This window comes from Haloplanus ruber (genome assembly GCF_024494725.1).
Classification (GTDB): Archaea; Halobacteriota; Halobacteria; order Halobacteriales; family Haloferacaceae; genus Haloplanus; species Haloplanus ruber.
In genome coordinates this window covers 399,117-419,204 of record NZ_JANHDK010000003.1, presented here as the reverse complement: position 1 = coordinate 419,204, position 20,088 = coordinate 399,117, and the positions used below count along the sequence as shown (strand labels likewise).

The 20,088-nt window shown below is 71.1% G+C and carries 22 protein-coding genes; 15 read left to right on the top strand and 7 right to left on the bottom strand.

What is annotated here, in order from left to right; all coding sequences use genetic code 11:
• Nucleotide 1: 1 nt before the first annotated feature.
• Nucleotides 2-1,240, bottom strand: a complete 1,239-nt coding sequence (locus tag NO878_RS12780; protein WP_256406384.1) for a Zn-dependent hydrolase — start codon at nucleotides 1,238-1,240, stop codon at nucleotides 2-4.
• A gap of 142 nt (nucleotides 1,241-1,382) precedes the next feature.
• On the opposite strand from NO878_RS12780, the gene NO878_RS12775 reads away from it, so the two are divergent.
• Nucleotides 1,383-2,213, top strand: coding sequence for a lipoate--protein ligase family protein (locus NO878_RS12775; RefSeq protein WP_256406383.1), 831 nt, complete (start codon nucleotides 1,383-1,385; stop codon nucleotides 2,211-2,213).
• A 28-nt stretch (nucleotides 2,214-2,241) separates the two neighbouring features.
• Here the strand turns inward: NO878_RS12775 and NO878_RS12770 are convergent, their stop codons facing one another.
• Nucleotides 2,242-2,775, bottom strand: a complete 534-nt coding sequence (locus NO878_RS12770) for a redoxin domain-containing protein (protein WP_256406382.1) — start codon at nucleotides 2,773-2,775, stop codon at nucleotides 2,242-2,244.
• Between the two features lie 83 nt (nucleotides 2,776-2,858).
• On the opposite strand from NO878_RS12770, the gene NO878_RS12765 reads away from it, so the two are divergent.
• Genes NO878_RS12765 through NO878_RS12755 form a run of 3 tightly spaced genes read left to right on the top strand, consistent with a single transcriptional unit; the run spans nucleotide 2,859 to nucleotide 5,793 of the window.
• Nucleotides 2,859-3,692, top strand: coding sequence for a deoxyribonuclease IV (locus tag NO878_RS12765; protein WP_256406381.1), 834 nt, complete (start codon nucleotides 2,859-2,861; stop codon nucleotides 3,690-3,692).
• A gap of 41 nt (nucleotides 3,693-3,733) precedes the next feature.
• Nucleotides 3,734-4,951, top strand: coding sequence for an endonuclease/exonuclease/phosphatase family protein (locus tag NO878_RS12760; protein WP_256406380.1), 1,218 nt, complete (start codon nucleotides 3,734-3,736; stop codon nucleotides 4,949-4,951).
• Nucleotides 4,952-4,980: 29 nt separating this feature from the next.
• Nucleotides 4,981-5,793 carry a class I SAM-dependent methyltransferase gene (locus NO878_RS12755; protein WP_256406379.1) on the top strand — a complete coding sequence of 271 codons (813 nt, stop codon included), beginning with the start codon at nucleotides 4,981-4,983 and terminating at the stop codon, nucleotides 5,791-5,793.
• 90 nt (nucleotides 5,794-5,883) lie between these two features.
• On the opposite strand, the gene NO878_RS12750 is transcribed toward NO878_RS12755, so the two are convergent.
• Nucleotides 5,884-6,564 carry a DUF7095 family protein gene (locus tag NO878_RS12750; RefSeq protein ID WP_256406378.1) on the bottom strand — a complete coding sequence of 227 codons (681 nt, stop codon included), beginning with the start codon at nucleotides 6,562-6,564 and terminating at the stop codon, nucleotides 5,884-5,886.
• An 82-nt stretch (nucleotides 6,565-6,646) separates the two neighbouring features.
• Here NO878_RS12750 and ncsA point away from each other — a divergent pair, with 82 nt between their 5' ends.
• Nucleotides 6,647-7,612 (top strand): tRNA 2-thiolation protein NcsA, encoded by a 966-nt coding sequence (gene ncsA, locus NO878_RS12745; RefSeq protein WP_256406377.1) that lies wholly within the window; start codon nucleotides 6,647-6,649, stop codon nucleotides 7,610-7,612.
• A 33-nt stretch (nucleotides 7,613-7,645) separates the two neighbouring features.
• On the opposite strand, the gene ftsZ is transcribed toward ncsA, so the two are convergent.
• From ftsZ to NO878_RS12725, 4 genes are all read right to left on the bottom strand, one after another.
• Nucleotides 7,646-8,815 (bottom strand): cell division protein FtsZ, encoded by a 1,170-nt coding sequence (gene ftsZ / locus NO878_RS12740; RefSeq protein WP_256406376.1) that lies wholly within the window; start codon nucleotides 8,813-8,815, stop codon nucleotides 7,646-7,648.
• Between the two features lie 2 nt (nucleotides 8,816-8,817).
• Nucleotides 8,818-9,000, bottom strand: coding sequence for a ribbon-helix-helix domain-containing protein (locus tag NO878_RS12735; protein ID WP_157689508.1), 183 nt, complete (start codon nucleotides 8,998-9,000; stop codon nucleotides 8,818-8,820).
• A gap of 211 nt (nucleotides 9,001-9,211) precedes the next feature.
• Nucleotides 9,212-9,745 (bottom strand): double zinc ribbon domain-containing protein, encoded by a 534-nt coding sequence (locus NO878_RS12730; RefSeq protein WP_256406375.1) that lies wholly within the window; start codon nucleotides 9,743-9,745, stop codon nucleotides 9,212-9,214.
• 59 nt (nucleotides 9,746-9,804) lie between these two features.
• Entirely contained in the window at nucleotides 9,805-10,539 is a 735-nt protein-coding gene (locus NO878_RS12725) for a DUF8116 family protein (RefSeq protein WP_256406374.1), read from the bottom strand.
• A gap of 85 nt (nucleotides 10,540-10,624) precedes the next feature.
• Here NO878_RS12725 and NO878_RS12720 point away from each other — a divergent pair, with 85 nt between their 5' ends.
• The 10 genes from NO878_RS12720 to NO878_RS12675 all read left to right on the top strand — a co-directional run bounded on the left by NO878_RS12720 (nucleotide 10,625) and on the right by NO878_RS12675 (nucleotide 20,057).
• Entirely contained in the window at nucleotides 10,625-11,245 is a 621-nt protein-coding gene (locus tag NO878_RS12720; RefSeq protein ID WP_256406373.1) for an HAD family hydrolase, read from the top strand.
• Nucleotides 11,242-12,216, top strand: a complete 975-nt coding sequence (locus tag NO878_RS12715) for a CobD/CbiB family cobalamin biosynthesis protein (protein WP_256406372.1) — start codon at nucleotides 11,242-11,244, stop codon at nucleotides 12,214-12,216. Before NO878_RS12720 ends, NO878_RS12715 begins: the two co-directional genes overlap by 4 nt.
• On the top strand, nucleotides 12,210-12,959 hold the full coding sequence (cobS, locus tag NO878_RS12710; protein ID WP_256406371.1) for an adenosylcobinamide-GDP ribazoletransferase: 750 nt from the start codon (nucleotides 12,210-12,212) through the stop codon (nucleotides 12,957-12,959). Before NO878_RS12715 ends, cobS begins: the two co-directional genes overlap by 7 nt.
• Nucleotides 12,959-13,513, top strand: coding sequence for an NTP transferase domain-containing protein (locus tag NO878_RS12705; RefSeq protein ID WP_305882736.1), 555 nt, complete (start codon nucleotides 12,959-12,961; stop codon nucleotides 13,511-13,513). The genes cobS and NO878_RS12705 overlap by 1 nt, the downstream gene beginning before the upstream one ends.
• A complete protein-coding gene (locus tag NO878_RS12700) occupies nucleotides 13,510-14,514 on the top strand; it encodes a nicotinate-nucleotide--dimethylbenzimidazole phosphoribosyltransferase (protein ID WP_256406369.1) in 1,005 nt (334 codons plus the stop codon). The genes NO878_RS12705 and NO878_RS12700 overlap by 4 nt, the downstream gene beginning before the upstream one ends.
• Entirely contained in the window at nucleotides 14,504-15,511 is a 1,008-nt protein-coding gene (gene cobD / locus NO878_RS12695; RefSeq protein ID WP_256406368.1) for a threonine-phosphate decarboxylase CobD, read from the top strand. The genes NO878_RS12700 and cobD overlap by 11 nt, the downstream gene beginning before the upstream one ends.
• Before the next feature lie 168 nt (nucleotides 15,512-15,679).
• Complete coding sequence (locus NO878_RS12690) at nucleotides 15,680-16,432, top strand: adenosylcobinamide amidohydrolase (protein WP_256406367.1); 753 nt, start codon at nucleotides 15,680-15,682, stop codon at nucleotides 16,430-16,432.
• Entirely contained in the window at nucleotides 16,429-17,064 is a 636-nt protein-coding gene (locus NO878_RS12685; protein WP_379823062.1) for a cob(I)yrinic acid a,c-diamide adenosyltransferase, read from the top strand. The genes NO878_RS12690 and NO878_RS12685 overlap by 4 nt, the downstream gene beginning before the upstream one ends.
• Before the next feature lie 36 nt (nucleotides 17,065-17,100).
• Nucleotides 17,101-18,513, top strand: coding sequence for a hypothetical protein (locus NO878_RS12680; protein ID WP_256406366.1), 1,413 nt, complete (start codon nucleotides 17,101-17,103; stop codon nucleotides 18,511-18,513).
• Complete coding sequence (locus NO878_RS12675; RefSeq protein WP_256406365.1) at nucleotides 18,510-20,057, top strand: cobyric acid synthase; 1,548 nt, start codon at nucleotides 18,510-18,512, stop codon at nucleotides 20,055-20,057. The genes NO878_RS12680 and NO878_RS12675 overlap by 4 nt, the downstream gene beginning before the upstream one ends.
• Nucleotides 20,058-20,088: the final 31 nt, after the last annotated feature.

Below are 20,088 nucleotides of genomic sequence, written 5' to 3'. Positions count from 1 at the left end.
CTCAGTCGGCGCGCCCGGCGAGGTCGAGGGCGGCGTTCGCCAGTACGTTCGCGGCCCGGTAGCAGTCTGGCCAACTGGTGAACTCGTCTTCGGTGTGGCTCTTGCCGTCCTCGCTGACCGCGAAGATCATCGCCGTATCGCAGACCGACGCCGTGTGGGTCGCGTCGTGGCCGGCCCCGCTGACCATGCGCCGGCCGTCGTATCCCAGGTCCTCGACGGCGTCGGCGACGGCCGCGACCGGCCGCTCCGGGAAGTCGACACTCGGGGCGCGCATGGTGTGTTCGATATCGTATCCGACGCCCTCGCGGTCGGCGGCCGCGGCCACCTCCGCGGTCATCCGGTCGATGGCCGTCTCGAGGACGCCCTCGTCGGGGTCGCGGATGTCGGTCGTGAACCGTACCGTCTCCGGGACGATGTTGACCGAGTCCGGGTCGACGGTCAGCGACCCGACCGTGGCGACGGTGCGATCACCGAGGGTGCCGGGGAGTCGACGAATCGCGGTCACCACGTCCGAGGCGGCGACCAGCGCGTCGTTCCGGTAGTGCATCGGGGTCGTCCCCGAGTGGTTGGCCTGCCCGTGGAGGGTGACTTCGGCCCACCGGAGCCCGACGATACCGGTGACGACCCCCACGTCGGCGCCCGTCTCGTCCAGTCGTGGCCCCTGTTCGGGGTGAACTTCGAGATAGGCGTGGTACGGCTCGCGCGGTTCGGCCGGCTCCGAGCCACGGTAGCCGATTCGTTCGAGTTCGTCGACCAGGCGGGTGCCGTCGGCGTCGGTCTTCTCGTACTCTGTCTCGATGTCGTGGGCGCCGGCCCAGACGCCACTTCCCTGCATCGCGGGCGGGAAGCGGGACCCCTCCTCGTTGGTCCAGTTGACCACCTCGACCGGCCGCCGCGTCTCGATGCCGTGATCGTCGAGCGTCCGCACGAACTCCAGGGCCGCAACCACACCGAGCGCGCCGTCGTAGATGCCACCGTATGGCTGGGAGTCGAGGTGCGAGCCGACGAGTACCGGCGCGGCGTCCGAATCGGCTCCGGCCCGCCGGGCGAACGTGTTGCCGAAGGCGTCGATGCGGGTGTCGAGTCCCGCGGCGGTCGCCCGTTCGACGAACCAGTCGCGGGCCCGCGCGTCGGCGTCGGAGAGCGCGAGGCGGTTGAGTCCCCCGCCGTCGGTCCCGCCAATGGCCGCCTGTTCCTCCATCGTCTCGACGAGTCGGTCGCGGTCGATGTCGAGCCTCATATAGGCCCCCTCGCTCCGGATGAATGTCGGTCTACCGGCGCGCGCCCATTCACTGGGTGGAGAGTGTCCGCTCGCGGAGGGGCCTCGGGGCGGTTGCGGCCCCGACCCCGAAGCCCTTTTGCGCCCACCACGAACGGGCGGTATGGACGCGAGCGATCCGCACGCCGACCGCGAGTGGCGCCTGATCCGCGAGGAGGCGTGGTCGGGACCGATGAACATGGCACTCGACGACGTCGCGGCCGAGACGGCCGCCGCGGGCGGCCCCCGGACCCTCCGGGTCTATCGGTGGGACCCGGGGACGCTCTCGCTCGGCTACCACCAAGACCCCGACACCGTCGACTGGGACTACTGTGAGCGCGAGGGCGTCGGCGTCACTCGACGGCCCACCGGCGGCGGCGGCATCTACCACGACAGTGACGGCGACATCTCCTACACCATCGTCGCCCCCGACGGGGAACTCCCCGGAGACTTGGTCGAATCCTATCGCCGGCTCTGTACGCCGATCCTCGACGCGTTCGACCGCCTCGGCGTCCCCGCGCGGTTCGCGGAGACGGGCCGGCCGGCGCTTCACAAGCCCGCCTGTTACCTGCGGGAGCTTCACTCCGCCCACGACGTGGTCGTCCCGGGACCGGACGGGCCGCGAAAGGTGAGCGGCAACGCCCAGCACCGCCGGGCCGACGCCGTCGTCCAACACGGCTCGCTCTCTTATACGGTGCGGCCGGAGCGCCACCTCGCGGTCTTTGCCGACCCGGGTGTCGACGCCGAGACGTTCCGCGAGCGGGTGACCGGAATCGCGGACCACGCCGACGTCGACCGGGCGACGGCGGTGGCGACCCTCGAGTCGTCGCTCCGGGCGTGGGCCGACGCCGAGGCAGGCGCGTGGACCGACGCGGAACTGGCGCGGGCGCGCGAACTGGCCGCGGAGAAATACGGGAGCGAAGCGTGGACGAAACGACGGCCTGGGGAGCGGTAGGGCACACCGCCGAGCACGGCCGGCGACGCTAGAAGCCGAACGTCTCGGGGTCGGCGACGTCGAGTTCCTCGGTGATTGCGTGGTGAATCTCGTCGACCGGCGGCGTATCGCGGGTGGGATCGAGCCAGTGTTCGCTCACCCACCGGTATCGCACCCGGAGGTCGGCATCGAGGAGGAAACACGAGCGTCGCGACCGGCGGGAGACCCCGAGCGCGCGGTAGGTGACGCCGAAGGCGTCGGACAGTTCGAGGTCGGTGTCGGCAAAGAGCGGGAAGTTCAGGCCGAGGTAGTCGATGAAGCGCTTGTGAAGCCCGGCACTCGACTTGCTGGCGCCGACCACCTGGACGTGTTCGCCGCTAGAGAACCAGTCGAAGTCGCGGAACGAACACCACTCGTCGATACAGTCGGGGCTGAAATCGACGGTGTAGAAGCTGAGTAACACCGGTCGGTCGTCGGTCAGGACCCCCAGCGTCGTCTCCGTGGTGGTCCCGTCCGGGCGAACGAGCGTCGCTTCGGCGTCGGCCACCGTCTCGCCCACCGCAACCGGCTCTTCCTGTACCATGAGACGGGGTTCGAGCGGTGCTGACAAAACCGTTCGCTTACGAGAGTCGAAGCGCCTTTGCGCACCGGCGTCCTCGATTCGGTATGCGAGTCGGAGCACACGTATCCATCGCCGGCGGCGTCGACAACGCGGTCGGCAACCAGCGGACGGTTGGCGGTAACTGCGGACAGATCTTCACCCACTCCCCGCAGGTCTGGCAGAACCCGAACGTCGGCGACGACGAGGCTGTGGCCTTCCGTGAGGGGACCGCTGAACACCTCGATGGCCCCTGGGTGATCCACTCCTCGTATCTCGTCAACCTCTGTACGCCGAAGGCGGACCTCCGCGAGAAGTCGATCGACAGTATGCAAAAGGAAGTCGAGGCCGCGGCGAAACTCGATATCGAGTACGTCAACGTCCACCTGGGCGCACACACGGGCGCGGGCGTCGACGGCGGCCTCGATAACGCCGTGAGCGCGCTCAACGAACTCGACGTGCCCGCGGACGTGACGGTCCTCGTCGAGAGCGACGCCGGGAGCGGAACAAAACTCGGCGGCGACTTCGAACACCTCGCGGCGGTCCTCGCGGAGAGCCGCCACGACCTGGGGGTCTGTCTGGACACGGCACACGCCTTCGCCGCGGGCTACGATCTCTCGACGCCCGAAGCGGTCGACGACGTCGTCGCGGAGTTCGACGACGTGGTCGGTCTCGAACACCTCCACTGTCTCCACCTCAACGACTCCAAACACGCCTGCGGGACGAACAAGGACGAACACGCCCACGTCGGAGAGGGACTGATCGGCGTCGACGGCATGCGCCGGATCGTCACCCACCCCGACCTGCGCGACCTGCCGTTCGTCCTCGAGACGCCCACCGAGGACGGCAAGGACTTCGCGTGGAACATCGACCGGGTGCGCGAACTCCGGAACGGCGCCTGAGCCGGACCGCTTTTGCGCCGACCGCCCCTACGGCGCGACGGATGGACGACGTTTCTCGACGGACGGCGCTCCGAGCCGGCGTCGGCGCCGCGGTCGGTCTCGGTGCGGGCGTACGGACGGGGCGGGCCGCCACGACTGGCGGGGACGACCCGACCGTCGCCACGCGCAACTGCTATCTCGGCGCCGACCTCTTTCGACTCCTCGGAGCCGCAGCCGAGGGACCCGACGCGGTCCGGGAGACGGCCGGCGACCTCCTCGCGGCGGTCGACCGCAGTCGGGTCCCGGCGCGTCTGGACGCGATAGCCGCGGAACTCGCCCGCGCCGAACCGGATCTGGTCGGGATACAGGAGGCGGCGCTGATCCGGACGGGACCGCCGGGTGGCGACGCGACCGAGGTGCGCTACGACTTCCGCGAGACGCTGCTCGCACGGCTCGCGGCCCGGGACCACCCCTACCGCGTCGTCGCGGCGACGAACGGGGCCGACCTCGCGGTGCCGGCGACGGTAGCAGGCGAGACGCGGACGGTACGGCTGACCGACCGCGACCTGTTGCTCGCCCGCGCCCCCGTGGAAACGAGCGCGGCGACGGCCGACACCTTCGACGCGACACTCTCGCTGTCGCGGGACGGGCGCGAGGTGACGGTCGAACGCGGCTACGCCGTCGCGGACGCGACGGTCGGCGGCCGCCGGCTCACGGTCTGTACTACACACCTCGAATCGGCATCGGCCGAGACGCGGACGGCACAGGCGGCGGAGCTAATGGAGATGCTCGCCGACCGACCGGACCCAGTAGTTCTGGTCGGAGACATCAACAGCGGTCCGGACGCGTCGGCGGCGGCGTACGACCGCCTCACCGCATCCTTCACGGACGCCGGCGACGCGGGCGCGACCTGCTGTCACGCGGCCGACCTCCGGAACCCCGACGCGTCGCTCGACTCGCGGGTCGATCACGTGCTCGTCCGGGGCGACCTCCGGGCGCGTGACGTGCGCCGGGTGGGCGCCGATCCGGCCGCTCGCGTGGCCGGCGACGGCGACCGACTCTGGCCGTCCGACCACGCGGGGCTGGTGGCGACGCTGAGTCCAAAAGAGAAGACACCGACACCCACGGCGACGGACACGCCCGAACCGACCGAGACGGAGACCGACACCGCGGCCGCCGACACCGACACACCCACGGCGAGCACCGGGGCCGGGTTCGGCGTGCCGGCGGCGCTCGCCGCCCTCATCGGCGGGTGGCTCGCCGCCCGCGATGACGACTGACTTTTGAGGACCGAGGGGGTAGGGCCGGCGTGCGCAGATTCTCGGCCGACTACCTCCGACGGACGCGCGCGGGCCTGTGGTCGTCGCGGGAGGCACTGGACGCGCTCGACCTCCCGAGCCACGAGCGAATCCTGGATGTGGGCTGTGGCACGGGCGAACTCACGCGGGTGCTCGCCGAGGAGTCGGGAGGGGAGGTGGTCGGTATCGACGCCGACCCGTCGCTGCTGGCCGTCGCTCGCGAGGAAACCGACTGTCCGGCCGTCGCCGGCGACGCCGAACGCCTGCCCGTCACCGACGGATCGTTCGACCTCGTGACGTGTCAGGCACTGCTGGTGAATCTGCCCGATCCGGCCGCGGCGCTCCGGGAGTTCCGCCGCGTCGCGAGCGACCGTGTGGCGGCCGTCGAACCCGACAACGCCGACGTGTCGGTCGCGTCGACGGTGGAACGCGAGGTGGAACTCGAACGGCGCGTCCGGGAGGCGTATCTGGAGGGGGTCGGGACGGACGTCGCGCTGGGCGAGCGGGCGGTGGCCGCCTTCGAAGCGGCGGGTCTCGTCGACGTGACCACGCGCCGGCATTACCACCGGAAGGTGATCGAACCGCCGTACGACGAGGGCGACCTGCGAGACGCGACACGAAAGGCGACGGGAGCGGGGCTGGCCGACCACGAGGCGGAGCTTCGGCGGGCGGTCGGCGACGAGTACGACGACCTTCGGTCGGCCTGGCGGACGATGGGCCGAGAGATAGTCGAGTCGATGCAAGCAGGAACGTATCGTCGGGCGGAGGTCGTGCCGTTCGACGTGACCGTCGGCCGGGTGCCGGCGGGACGTCGGTTCGAGTAGGGGTGGGCGGCTAGCGGACCCGTGTCCTGACCGTCGCCGCGGGCGGGTCGCGTGACGCCGCCTCGCGCGGAGCGCCGGTGTCATCTGTGATTACACCACGTCGCCACGGACCGTCCGCCCGGTCGCCTCGGCGCGACGCTCGCGCATCGCGGTGGCGGCCTCGGTGGCGGTGTCGTCGTCTAGTCCCAGCATGCCTAAGGCCTCCGAGAGCGTCGGGAAGGCGAGTTCGCCGCCGCGGAGTTTCGTCATCGCGTCGTCGTCGCGGCGGCCGTCGACCCACAGACAGACCCCCCGAGGGTCGAGGATTTCGCCGTAGGCCTCTCGGGCCATCGCCCCCTTCAGGCGCTGGGTAACGTTGTCGGTGAAGGAGGCGTTACACACCTCCAGGTGGATCGGTTCGTCGTCGCCAGCGAGATGGGCGGCGAGACAGCGCTCGGGCGCCGCGTGGCCGTTGTCGTTCGCGCGGAGGTGTTCCGGATACGCCGCGGCCCAGTCGGCGTCGACGGTCTTGCCGACGCCGGCGACGCCGAACCGCTCCGTGAATTCGGCCGCGCGGTCGGCGTCGCCGCGCATGAGGAGATCCTTGGTGACGTACACGTCGAGGCGGTCGAGTGGGTCGAGACCGAGGGCAACGTCGCCGTACACCCACACCTCGCGGACGGGCACCGGGAGGAGCGCGGGGTCGTCGCCGTCGGTCGGCCCGTCGGTCGCCGTGCGGTCCACGTAGTCGACGATTTCGGCCACCCGGTCGAGCGCCGCGTCTCGATCCATCACCCGCGTTTGCGCCCGCCCGGGCAAAACCGTTCTGGAGGAGACGAAACGGTGATACGGGCCGGCCGGCAACGTCGCGTCGATGGACTGTGACAGGTGCGGCCGCGAGGCGGTGATGCACGCGGCCTACTCGGGGGCCCACCTCTGTGGCAAGCACCTCCGGGCCTCGGTCGATAAGCGGGTGCGACGGCGAATCAGGGAGGACGGTCTCCTTCCGGCGACGGCCTCGCCGGAGAACCCACAGACGTGGGTGATCGGTCTCTCGGGGGGCAAAGACAGCGTCGTCCTGACACACGTGTTGGCGGAGACGTTCGGCAAGGACCCGCGCGTGGAGTTGGTCGCCCTCTCGATCCACGAGGGGATCGAGGGCTACCGCGACGAGAGCCTCGACGCCTCCAAGCGACTGACCGCGGACCGTGACCTGCGCCACGAGGTGGTGTCGTACGCCGACGAACTCGGCGTTCGCATGGACGACGTGGTCGAGACGGACCCCGAGGACATGGCCGCCTGCGCGTACTGTGGTGTGTTCCGCCGCGACCTGCTGGAGTCGTACGCCGACGAACTCGGCGCCGACAAACTGCTGACGGGCCACAACCTCGACGACGAGGCCCAGACCGCCCTGATGAACTTCTTCGAGGGGGATCTGAAACAGATGGCCAAACACTTCGACGCGAGTCTCGGGCCGTTCGACCGGCGAGCCGAGACGACACACTTCGTCCCCCGGGCCAAGCCACTGCGCGACGTGCCCGAAAAGGAGGTGGCGCTGTACGCCCACCTCGCGGACCTCCCGGCCCACATTACGGAGTGTCCGCACGCGAGCGAGGCCTACCGCGGGGAGATTCAGGAACTCCTGCTCGGCATGGAGGAGTCACACCCCGGGACGCGACACTCGATCATGGCGGGCTACGAGGAACTCGCGGAGTTGGCCGCCGAGCGGTACCGTGACGACGACGGCCCCAACCTCGGCGAGTGCGACCGCTGTGGGTCGAGCACGAGCGGTCGAATCTGCCGGAAGTGCCGGCTAGTCGAGTCGATAGAAGCGGTGTAAGACGCGGGCGACGGGAAAGAAGCCTCGCGGTCGCTACCGGATGACGTCGACGCCGTTACGCGTATCGACCTCGTTGCGACCGCCGTCGGACCAAGAGCCCTGCTCCTGACCGACGTTTTCGCTCGCATCGAATTCCGAAACGTCCTCACCGTTGAGGCTGCGACGGGACTTCTCCGCCTGTCGCTGGGTCGACGGGCCGAGCACCTGAGCGCTCTGGACGCCGGTCATGATGGCCATGACCCGCACCTTGCCCTTGTACTCCTCCTGGATGCGCGCGCCCCAGATGACGTTGGCGCTCGCCTCCAGTCGCTCGGTGATGTTGTTCGCGATGCCCTCGGCCTCCTTCAGCGTGAGGTCCGGACCACCGGTGATGTGGACGAGTCCGCCGGACGCGCCGCGGTAGTCGACGTCCAACAGCGGGTGGTTCATCGCGTCGCTGACGACCTCTTGGGTCTTGTTTTTGTCCTGCGTCTCGCCGACCAGCATCACCGCGACGCCGCCCTGGTTCATGATCGTGGACATGTCCGCGTAGTCCAGATTGATGAGCGAGGGCTGGGTGATGGTCTCACTGATACCCTTGACCGTCTCGGCGATGATCTGGTCCATCACCGAGAACGCCTTGCCGATGGGCAGGTTGGGTACGTAGTCCAGCAGTCGGTTGTTGTCGAGGACGATGATCGAGTCGGCCTCGCCGCGGAGTTTCTCGAGTCCCTCCTCGGCCTTGACCGTGCGGGCGCGCTCGACGTTAAACGGCGTCGACACCATGCCGACGACGATGGCACCCTGCTCTTTGGCGATCTTGGAGACGACGGGCGCGGCACCGGTGCCGGTCCCGCCACCCATCCCCGCGGTGACGAACACGAGGTCCGCCTCGCCGAGGACTTCCTTGATCGTCCCCTGGGCCATCTCGGTCGCGCGCTCACCCATCGAGGGGTCGCCACCGGCACCCAGCCCCTGCGTGAGCGACTTGCCGACGAGGATCTTCGTGTCGGCCTCGATCATCTTCAGGTGCTGTTTGTCGGTGTTGATCGCGACCGTCTCGGCGCCGTCGACACCGATGTTGTACAGTCGGTTGACCGTGTTGTTACCGGCACCGCCGGCGCCGACGATGACGATCCGCGGGTTGCCGAACTCGTCGTCGTCGTCGGCACCGCGCTCTTCGGCCTCCTCGTGTTCGATAGCGTCTTGGACGAAACTCTGCATCGTTACACCTTCGCCCAGCTGCGGTTACGGTTGCGTTTGTCGTCGCGGGACTCGCTCTGTTCGTTGAGCATCTCGCGGACCGCCGAGCGGATGGCCTCGCTTCGGTTCGGGAACTCTCCCGTCTCGACCATCTGTTCGACCTCCTCGATCTGCTGCTTCGGAATTCGTAGTGTCACACGCTCCATGTTTGCATTCCCCCGGTAAGACGGAACGGGCAGCACCCCGCGCACTGTCTTACAGGCTCGAATCGTCCGGTGGAGGCCCGCTACCCCACGGACGCCGAATCTGTAAGACGACCGTCTTACGCAAACGTAACAACAGACCAATACGGTATAAAACTAACGGCCGTTGTAAGACAGAAGGTGGAGAGAGGCGTAAACAGCGGGGTAGGTTGGGTTACGCACGGTCCAACACATCCGCTGCCGGCGTTCGGCGGCCACAGCTCGGACAGAACGCCCAGTCCGACCGAATCTCGTCGCCACAGTCACAGAAGACGCGGTGTGCGCCTTTTTCACCGCAGTTTGGGCAGTAGACGTGCCCGGTGGACATCTCCTCGCCACACTGGGAGCACGTTTTACGCGCGGCCGCCGACCCGTCCTCGTCGGTCGGACGCTCGGATTGCGTCTTACGCTCTGTCGTCTCGGACTCGCGTTCGACGGACACGTCCGACGGATCGGTCGACGCGCCGTCGACAGTGACGTTTACGTTGATCGACGGCGGCTCCCGCGGCGCAAACGCCCCGTCGGCGAGAAGCGTCTCCAGCAACGCCATCGTAGGGTCGGCCGTGTCGGCCCCACCGTCACTCGGTTCGCGTTCCGCGTCGTCGAGGTAGGTGCGCAACGCGTCGCGCATCACCTCGCTTTTGGAGTCGTCGAACTCCTCCAGGCGCTCGACGAGATCGTCGTCGGCGCGGAACGTGATCTTGCTCATCGTTCACAGACACGATGGCGGGTTATTTCAAACCTTGGACGGTGTCTGACGCCTGTCTGTCACCCGTCGGCCACGGCGGCGAGACGCGACCGTTCGGCGTCCAGCCACCGGGCCCACCGGTCGAACACCCAGCTATCGAGTCCGTACGCGGCGTCGACCGCCTGCACCCATTCGCCGTCGGTGAACAGCAGGCGCTGGAAGCGCCGAATCCGGGGCGACAGCGGCCGGCCCGACCCGGCGTAATGTTCGAGCGTCTCCCGGCGCGCCCGCGCGAGTAGGTCCTGCGGCACCGCGATACCGTCCGCGGCCGCGGCGTGGGCGAACCACTCGAGGTGGGTCACCGCCGCCGCGAGGACGAACCGCTCGCGAAAGCCCGACACCTCCGCGAGCGGCGAGCGACCCGCCACGAGGACGTCCCGGGGCCGCGAGAACCGAGGCGTCGTGACGGTCAGCCCTGCAACCGCCGCCACCTCGCGGGCGATCCGCCGCAGTCGGCGTTCGAGGAGTCTGGCCGCCGGCCACAGGCCGAGTTCGTACCACGTCGGCATCCACTCGCAGAACGGGTCGGTGAAGACGGCGTCGCCGACCAAGACGCCGACGACAGATTCGGCCGCACGGCGCGACAGTGCGGTCGGGTTGGCCCGAAGCGTCGCGGCCACCCCGTCGCCGTCGACGGCCTCGACGCCGTCGAACTCCATCCCCGCCGCGACCCGACGGGTGTAGGCCCGCCCGGCCGCGTACCAGTCGGCGGCGTCGGCGGGCGTCTCGATGCCGAGCAGTCGGGCGATAGTCACGGTCGCTCTCGGAGCGCCGGGGACCTAACCCTTCCGCGCCGACCGCGGGGGTCAAGTGGCTCCGCGCCGACCGTTCGGGAGACCCGTGACAGTCTCCTTCGACCTCTTTGGGACGCTCGTGACGGCGTCGACGCCGGCCGACCCGGCCGCCGCCGTCGCTGCCGAGCTCCGGGACCGCGGTGTCCCCATCCCCGACGACTGGGGCGACGCCTACCGCACGTCCCACCTCGACATCCCCGACGAGGCGGAGATTCCCCTCCCCGCCCACGCCGCCGCGGCGCTCCGAAGTCGCGGCGTGACGCCGTCCGACGGCGTCGTCAGACGCGCCGTCGTCGCCGCCTTCGATCCCACGGTGACCCGTCGCGACGGGGTCGCGGACGCCCTCGCCGCCGCCGAGGCGTGTGGCCCCGTCGGTCTCTGTTCGAACTGTAGCGTGCCGGAACTGGTCCCCCGGACGCTCGTGCGTGCCAACCTCCGGGGTCGGTTCGGCGCCGTCGTCACCAGCGCGGCCTGTGGCTTCCGAAAGCCTCACCCGACCCCCTTCGAGACACTCGCCACCGACCTCGGCAGCGACCCCGCAACCCTCACCCACGTCGGTGACGACCCGGAGACCGACGGGGGGGTCGAGGCCCTCGGCGGCACCTTCGTCGACGTCGGCGAGACGCCGCTCACAGCCCTCGCCGACCGACTGGGGGCCGAACCGTGACCCTGATCGCCGCCGGGAGCGTCGCCCTCGCCGCAGGACTGGACCGCCTGCTCGCGGAGCCTCCCGCGGCGCTCCACCCGGTCGCCTGGCTGGGACGGGGACTCGCCCCACTCGACCGGACCTGGACCACCCCCCGACTCGCCGGCGTCGGCGTGGCGCTCACCGTCCCCCTCGTCGCCGCCGCCGTCGCCGCCGGTGGGGTCGCCATCGCGTCCCGCCTCGGTCCCCTCGCCGGGGGAGTCGCCGCCGCCGTCGTCTGTTTTACCTGCACCAGCCGACGGATGCTCCTCGACGAGGCACGGGCCGTCGTCGCGGCGAGCGGAGCCGACCTCCCGGCCGCCAGGGAGCGCCTACGGGCGCTGGCGGGACGGGACGCGACCGCTCTCTCGGCGGGCGAGGTGCGAAGCGCCGCCGTCGAGAGCGCGGCCGAGAACCTCGCCGACGGCCTCGTCGCACCGCTCGCCGGGTTCGCCCTCCTCGCGCCGCTTTCACTCCCGCTCGCGGCCGCGGCCGCCGCCTGGGTCAAGGCGGTCAACACGCTCGACTCGACCTTTGGCTACCGCTCTCACCCCATGGGATGGGCGCCCGCGCGCCTTGACGACCTCGTAATGTGGGTGCCCGCGCGTGCGAGCGCTGTGCTCCTCGCGGTTGCTGGAGGGAACCCAGGGGCGCTCCGCGCGGCCAGACCCCTGGCGCGGCGCCCGACGTCGCCGAACGCCGGGTGGCCGATGGCGACACTCGCAGTCGTGCTGGGCGTGTGCCTGACGAAGCCGGGGGCGTACCGTCTCGACGGCGGGGCGGAGGCCGACGGCGCGCTCCCGACGCCAGCCGACGCCGACCGCGGGGTCGTCGTCGTCGCCCGCGCGGGGTGGCTCGCGTTCGGCCTCGCGGCGACGGTGGCGGTAGTGGGTGGATCGGCGCTAGCGGGAACGGCTGGCTCGTCGCTACCGGTGGTGATCCCGCCGTGCTGACGGCGATCCGCGGCGCGCTCGCCTTCCTGACGCGCCTGCCCGTCGGCGGGGACGAGGCCGCCTGGAACGCCTTCCGCGCCACGCCCGCCGCCTTCGTCGTCGCGGGCTACGTCGTCGGCGGCGTCGCCGCCCTCCCTTTCCTCGCGCCGCTTCCGGTGCCGACCGCCGTCGCGGGCTACGTCGCCGCGCTCTACCTGCTGACCGGCGTGACCCACGCCGACGGCCTCGCGGACTGCGGTGACGCGGCCGCGGCCCACGGCCCGGCCGCCGAGCGCCGCGAGGCGCTGACGGACTCGGCGACGGGCGTCGGCGGCGCGTTGGCCCTTGGTGCGACGCTCGTCGCCCTCGCGCTCGGCGGCCTCGGTGTCGCCGGCGCCGGCCCCCGGGTGGCCGTCCGTCTCGCACTCGCCGCCGAGGTGAGCGCCAAGGTCGGGATGGCGACGCTCGCGGCGCTTGGTGACCCCGGCCACGAGGGCCTCGGGTCGGCTGTCGTCGGCGACCTCTCGGCGGCCGCGCTCCTGCCGGTCGTCGCCGTCACCGCTCCCGCCGTCCTCGCCGCGCCGGCCGGGAGCGCGCCGGCGCTCGGGGCGACGCTTCTCGCCGGACCTGCCACCGCGCTTCTCGTCGGCCGGTGGGCGACGGCGTCCCTCGGCGGCGTCACCGGCGACGCCCTCGGCGCGGCGAACGAACTCGGGCGGGTCGCCGCGCTTCACGCGGGGGTGGTGGTGTGGACGCTCTGGTGATGTGTGGCGGCGCGGGGACGCGTCTCGGCGGCGACACCGAGAAGCCCCTCGTTCCGGTCGCCGGGACGCCCATGGTCGACCGCGTGCGCGCGGCGCTCGCGACCAGCCGGGTCGAACGGATCCACCTCGCCGTCTCGCCGCTGGCGCCAGCGACCCGCGGGCATCTGCGGGCGGCCGGTGCGCGTGTGATCGAGACGCCCGGCGAGGGCTACATTGCGGACCTAGACGCCGCGCTTGACCGAGTGGAGCAGCCAGTGTTGACCGTCGCCGCCGACCTTCCGCTCGTGACCGGGGCGACGATCAACCGCGTCCTCGCCGCCGCGGGGGACGGTGCCGACGCTCGCTCGCTCACGGCCGCGGTCCCGGTCGCGCTGAAGCGCCGCCTGGGGGTAAGCGTCGACACGGCGTTCGATCACGGGGACCGCCGGCTGGCGCCCGCCGGGGTCAACGTCGTCGCGGGAATCGACGACGACATATACGAACGCACCGACCCACGACTCGCCGTGAACGTGAACCGCCGTGCCGACCTGGAGGTCGCGGAGGCCCTGTCGTGACCCGCTTCGTCCTCGTCGCGGGCACGACCGAAACCGCCCGAATCGACGGCATCAGCGCCGCGGGCGCCGATGCCGACCTGCGGGTCCACACGCCGAGTGCCGACGCGGAACTGATCGAGTTCGGCCACCTGGTCCGTGCGCCGGTCGTCCCGGTGAGTCCGACGGGGTGTCCGACGCCCGCGGCTGTCACCCGCGCGGTCCGCGAGCGCGTGGGCTTCGAGACGCTCGTCGTCGACGCGGGGCTCGCGAAACCGACCGGGGCGCCGACGGTGGGCGTTGGCGCGAAACCTGGCCGCGACGTGCGGGAGGCAGACCCCGTCCCGACCGCCCCGGGCGCGTGGGTGGCCGCGCGAACCCTCGGCCGGAATCTCCCCGACGACGAACTGGTCGTCGGCGAGACCATCCCCGGTGGGACGACCACCGCCCTGGGCGTCCTTCGGGCACTCGGCGTCGACACGGCGTCGGCAGGGAAGTCGGTCGTCTCCTCGTCGCTGCCGGAGAACCCGCTAGAACTGAAAGAGCGGGTGATCGAGGCGGCGTTCGAGGCGAGCGATCTGGCGCCCGGCGAGGCGGCCTACCGCCCGGAACTCGCCGTCCGCTTCGTGGGAGATCCGGTGCTTGCCGTCGTCGCCGGCCTGACCGCCGGCGCCCTAGAGTCGGGGACGGATGTGATCCTCGGCGGCGGAACACAACTGCTCGCGGCGGCGGCGCTGGTGCGACACGCTGGCGTTGCCGACCCGCTGACGCTTGCGTCGACGAGCTACGTCGCCGCCGACGCCGACCTCTCTCTGGCCGCCGACCTGGACTGCGAGACGGCGATCACCGACCCAGGATTCGGAACCCGGGACGACGCGCTCGCCCGCTACGCCGACGGCGAGGCCAAGGAGGGTGCGGGAATGGGTGGAGCGCTTCTCGTCGCCGAGCGGGCGGGCACACTCGACGCCGTCGCAGACGGAACGCTTGACATAGTAGAACGTCTTACTCCTCGCCATGGACCCTGACGCCGTCGCTGACGTGGAGCGGGTCCCGCACGGCGGCGCGGCGGACTCGTCGCTTCTCGATTTCAGCGCCAACACCAACCCCGAGCGACCACCCGGCGTCGCCAGCGTCTACGAGTCGGCCTACGGAGCGGCGACCCAGTACCCCAGCGATGACTACTGTGCCTTCCGGACCGCCGCCGGCGAGTATCTGGGATGTGAGCCGCTATCGGTCGTCCCCACGGCCGGCGGGAGCGAGGCGCTCCGACTCACCGTCGCGGTGACGCTCAGCCCAGGTGACGATACCCTCCTCCCCAAGCCGAGTTTCGGCGAGTACGAACGCGAGGTCCGCCTGCAGGGCGCGGAACCGACGTTCGTCGACCACGACCGCCTCCTCCGAACCGATCCCGACCCCTACGAGATGGTCGTTGTCTGTAACCCGAACAATCCCACCGGCGACGCCTACCCGCGGGCCGACCTCCGGGCGTACGCCCAGGAGTGTCGCGCCGCCGACACCGTCCTGCTGGTCGACGAGGCGTTTCTGGATTTCACCGACCATCGGACGCTCGCGGGCGAACCCGGCGTCGTCGTCGCGCGGTCGCTGACCAAGATGTTCGGTCTGCCCGGTCTCCGGGCAGGGATGGCCGTCGCGACGGGCGACCTGCACGACCGACTGGACGCCGCACGCCCCGCCTGGGGGCTCTCCACGCCCGCAGCCGACGTCGGGACCTACTGTCTCCGGCAGACGAAGTTCGTCGCCGAGACGCGGGACCGGGTGCGCAGAGAGCGGGCGCGGATGGCCGACGCTCTCGACCCCGCCTACGGGGTGAGGCCGTCGGCGGCTCCCTTCCTCCTGCTCGATGTCGGCGACCGAGCGGTTGCGGACGTGCTGACGGCCGCCCGCGCGGACGGCATCGTCCTCCGTGACGCCACTACCTTCCGCGGCCTCAACTCCCACGTCCGCGTCGCAATTCGGCGGCCGGCCGAGAACGACCGCCTCCTCGAGACCCTACGAGACTGACCGCCGAGTCGGTGGTTCACGACGCCGATCCGCTGTTCAGCCTAGATAAATCGTATATCGCGATATCAAATTCGGATCGGGGAGACGAATCGACCAGTCGGTGGGGACAGCGATTCACCGTCCCGGACGTGCCCTGACTTTTTCCGGGGCACGCGGGTATGCGAACTCGTGTTCGAGATCACCGTCCGCGACGGCGTCTGTCGCCTCGCCCGGCCGGGGACCCGGTGGCTTTCGACCGGACACGACGGCGGCGAGCGGACCGCACCCGCCGCCTACAACGTGACCGTCCCCGAGGGCTGGGAGCGGACCGACCTCGATACCTACGTCGCGGAACGCCTCGACGCCGCGGGGTTCGACCCCAAATCAGGGGGTCCAGCGCTGCTGACGGGCGTCGCCCAGCGACACGCCCGGCGGGCGCGACTCCCCCCGGTCGAGGCCGTCGCCACTGCCGGCGTGTCGAACCCCGCGGCGCTTCCCGTGGGGGGCGACACGGCGTCGACGGCGAACCGGGGTGACGCTGTCGACATCCACCACACCCCCGAGGACGGTCCCGGGACGGTGAACGTCGTCGTCGGCACGACCCGTTCGCTCGCGCCGGGTGCGCTCGCGAACCTGCTGACTGTCGCCGCGGAGGCGAAGGCGGCGACGCTCCTCGAACGGGTGGGCGTCCCCGGGACGACGACCGACGCCGTCGTCGCCGCCTGCGACCCGACGGGCGAAACGGCCGCTTTCTCCGGGAGCGCAACTCCCGTTGGCGCGGCGGCCCGGGCCTGCGTCCGCGACGCCGTCGATGCCAGCCTCGCCGCTCGCTACCCCGAGGGAGAGTACGGCCCGGCCGAATCCGGCGTCCGCACGGACGAGCGGGCGAGGGTGTCGACCCTCACCATTGAAGGCCACCGGTCCCCGACCACGGAGCGATGACCGACGACAGCGGCGGAGTCACCCCCCGAGCGCCACCGGAGTTCGGCCTCGTCCAGGCGTGGTGGGGCGACGGCAAGGGGAAGACGACGGCCGCCATCGGCATGGGAGCGCGTACCGCCGGCCACGGCTACCGGGTGCATCTGCTCCAGTTCATGAAAGGCGGCGCCGAGAGCGTCGAGGACGTGCGCGGCGAGTACGCGGCCATCCAACAGCTCGACGGGTTCTCGTACGAACACACGGGCCACTACGGCTGGCACGGCTTCGCCGACGGGAGCGACGACGACGACCACGCCGCGAAGGCCCGAGGCGGCCTCGAACGCGCCCGCGACCTGCTGGATGCGGCCGCCGCCGCCACCCTCACCGAGCCGTTGGCGCTCGACGGCGACCCGACCGAAGGGGTCCACATGCTGATCCTCGACGAGGTGCTGTACGCGGCCAACCGCGGGCTGATCGATCCGGCGGACGTGGTCGACCTGGTCGAATCCAAGCCCGCGAACGTAGAACTGGTCTGTACCGGTGGCCACGAGCGTCCCGCGTACCTCGACGACCACGCCGACCTGGTGAGCGAGGTTCGCAAGGAACGCCACCCAATCGACGCCGGTCAGCGCGCACGGAAGGGGACGGAGTTCTAGCCGAACGGTTTTGAGGACCAACGCCTAGCGAACGGTATGCCGATCCCACCCGGGAGCTTCCGCGACTCGCTCGACGGGCTCGATCCGGAGGAGCGTGCCGCCTTCGTCGCGGCGGTGTACGAGGCCCGCGGGTGGACGGTCGAACGGGTCAGCCGCGACGCGGGAGGGGACGTGGTGGTGACACCACCCAACGGAGACGAACCGCGACACGTCCCGGCGAGCGTCGACGCCGAAACCCTCCACGAACAGGTGACGTACGCCGTCGACGACGAGGCCCGGACCCGGCTCTGCCGGCGCTTTTTTGATCGGCCGCCGGAGGCGTTCGCCGCAGCCGACGAGACCGGCACCGACAGTGTCGATGACGCCGACGACGGCGCCCGGCGTGTGGCTGCCGACGACACGACACAGGCCTCACCGACACGCCGGACCGAGGGGGAGCCGAGCGCCACCGGCCGGGGACCGTCGGACACCGATCCGCGTGCGGCCGTCCCCGACGGAGCGACCGACGGGGACCCCACGAGGACGGCGGACAGCGATGGCCCGCGCCCGAGCGCTCCCGTTCGACTGGTCGTGGGACTGGTCGCCGTCGCCGTCGTCGGCGCCGCGGTGGTCGCAGGGGCAGGCGTCACGTCGCCCGAGGTGGCGGGCGTCTCGCCCGGCGGGGAGTCGAACGCGACGACGACACCCGGGGCGGGAGTCGAGGGGGGCGCTGCGGTCGCCGGGAGCGACGAGCCACCACCCGGAATCGACGGGGACGGCGTCGCGGACGCGTCAGCGCTGGCGAACGCCCACGCCGAGGCGCTGGCGGAGCGCCCGTACCGCCTCCGGATCGTCCACCGGGAGTACGCCGACGGCGAACTGCGGGGAGTCGCGGTCGAACGAGTCGCCGTCGCCGCGACGGATCACTACCACTCACGGGTCCGGACCCTCGGAACCCTCGAATACCAGACGCTCCACGTCGCGGACGTGTCGGCCTACGCCAACGGGACGGTGCGGTACGTACACCCGGTCGGCGGGCAGGACGCGCCCAAACGCGCCGCGTTTCGGCTGTTGATGGTGTCGGACACGTCGACGCCCAATCGGTACGTTGACCGGACGCGCCGGTACGTCCGATGGCTCCTCGACGTCGAGGAGTCGCGGGTCGTCGGCGCGGGCGAACGCAACGGGACTGCCTTCGTCGCGGTGACCGTCGACGGTGAGCCGTGGCGGGGCGCGAGCGAGATGACCGGGCGGGCGGTCGTCGACGAGGACGGCCTCGTCCGCGTGATCCGCCGGGAGTATACCCCGCGGGACGACCCCGCGGTACGGGTCGAGACGACGATACGGATCGTCCCCGGCCCGGTGTCGGTGACGCGGCCGGCGTGGGTCGAATCGGCGAACGAGACGGCGACGCCCGCCGGCGCCGAGGCGTTGCGTCCGGGGCGGGGGCGGGAGGGTCGGGTAGCGTGAGCGACCGCGCCCGGACGCTTCTCGTGGCTGGCACCGCGAGCCACGTCGGCAAGTCGACGGTGGCGGCGGGGCTGTGTCGGCGCCTGGCCGACGCTGGATACAACGTGGCGCCGTTCAAGGCCCAGAATATGTCCAACAACGCCCGGGCGGTGCCGCGGGCCGACGGCGAGGGCTTCGGTGAGGTGGGCGTCTCACAGTACGTCCAAGCCCGTGCCGCGCGGGTGCGGCCGACGACCGACCACAATCCAGTCTTGCTGAAACCCCGCGGCGACGGCGAGTCACAGTTGGTGATCGACGGCGAGGCCATCGCGAACGTGCCCGCGACCGACTACTACGACGACTGGTGGGACCGAGCCCGCGAGTCGGTCGTCGCGGCCCACGACCGACTGGCGGCCGACGCCGACGTGGTGGTCGCCGAGGGCGCGGGGTCCATCGCCGAGATCAACCTCCACCACCGCGACCTAGCGAACGTCGAGACGGGGCGGATCGCCGACGCCGACGTGATACTCGTCGCGGACGTCGAACGTGGCGGCGTCTTCGCCGCCATCGTCGGCACGCTCGCGCTCCTGCCCGATGACCTCCGAGAACAGGTCGCGGGCGTCGTGATCACGAAGTTCCGGGGCGACCGCTCGCTGCTCGCGGACGGAGTCGAGACGGTCGAAGCACGCACCGGCGTGCCCGTACTCGCGGTCCTACCGTACGACGATCCAGGACTCCCCGCGGAAGACAGCCTCGCGCTCCCGGCGCGGGGCGAACGAGGCGTCACCGGTGACGACGGCGTCGACGCCGAGCGGACGGTGACCGTCGCCGTGCCTCGCCTCCCGCATCTCTCGAACGCGACGGATCTCGAACCGCTCGCGGCGACCCCGGGCGTGCGCGTCGTCTACACCCCCCTCGGGGCCGACCTCGCGGCGGTCGGGCCGGGGGGTCGCCCGGCCGACGCCGCGGTCATCCCGGGGACAAAAAACACGGTCGATGACCTGCTTGCGGCCCGGGAGGCGGACCTCGGCAGGCAGTTACGGGCCGTCGAGGGGCCGGTGATCGGTCTCTGTGGCGGCTACCAGTTCCTCGGCGAGCGGATCGAGGGCGCGGCCGTCGAAGGGACGGGCGAACAACAGCGGGTGTCAGGACTCGGCCTACTGCCCGTCGTCACGCGGTTCTCGGCCGAGAAGCGAGTCGAACCGGCGACGTGGCGTCTCGACGGAGCGGGACCGCTCGCCGGCGCCGAAGGGCGGGTCGAGGGATACGAGATCCACGCGGGCGAGACGCGAGCGACGGGGGCGGTCGAAACCCCGTTCGCCGCACCCGACGGCCGGACGGGTGCGACACTCGGCGCGACACGGGAGGCCGTCCTCGGCACCTATCTCCACGGCCTGTTCGCGAATCGGGCGGTCCGCGAGGCGTTCGTCGACCGCCTCTACGCCGAGCGGGGTCGGGAGCGTCCCGCGACGGAGACGGGCGGCGACGCCCCGTCGTCGTACGACCGCGCGGCGGCGCTGGTCGACCGGATCGACCTCGGGGTCGTCGGCCTCGGCGACGCCTGACGCCGACCGAACGTTTAACCCGGGGGGTGCG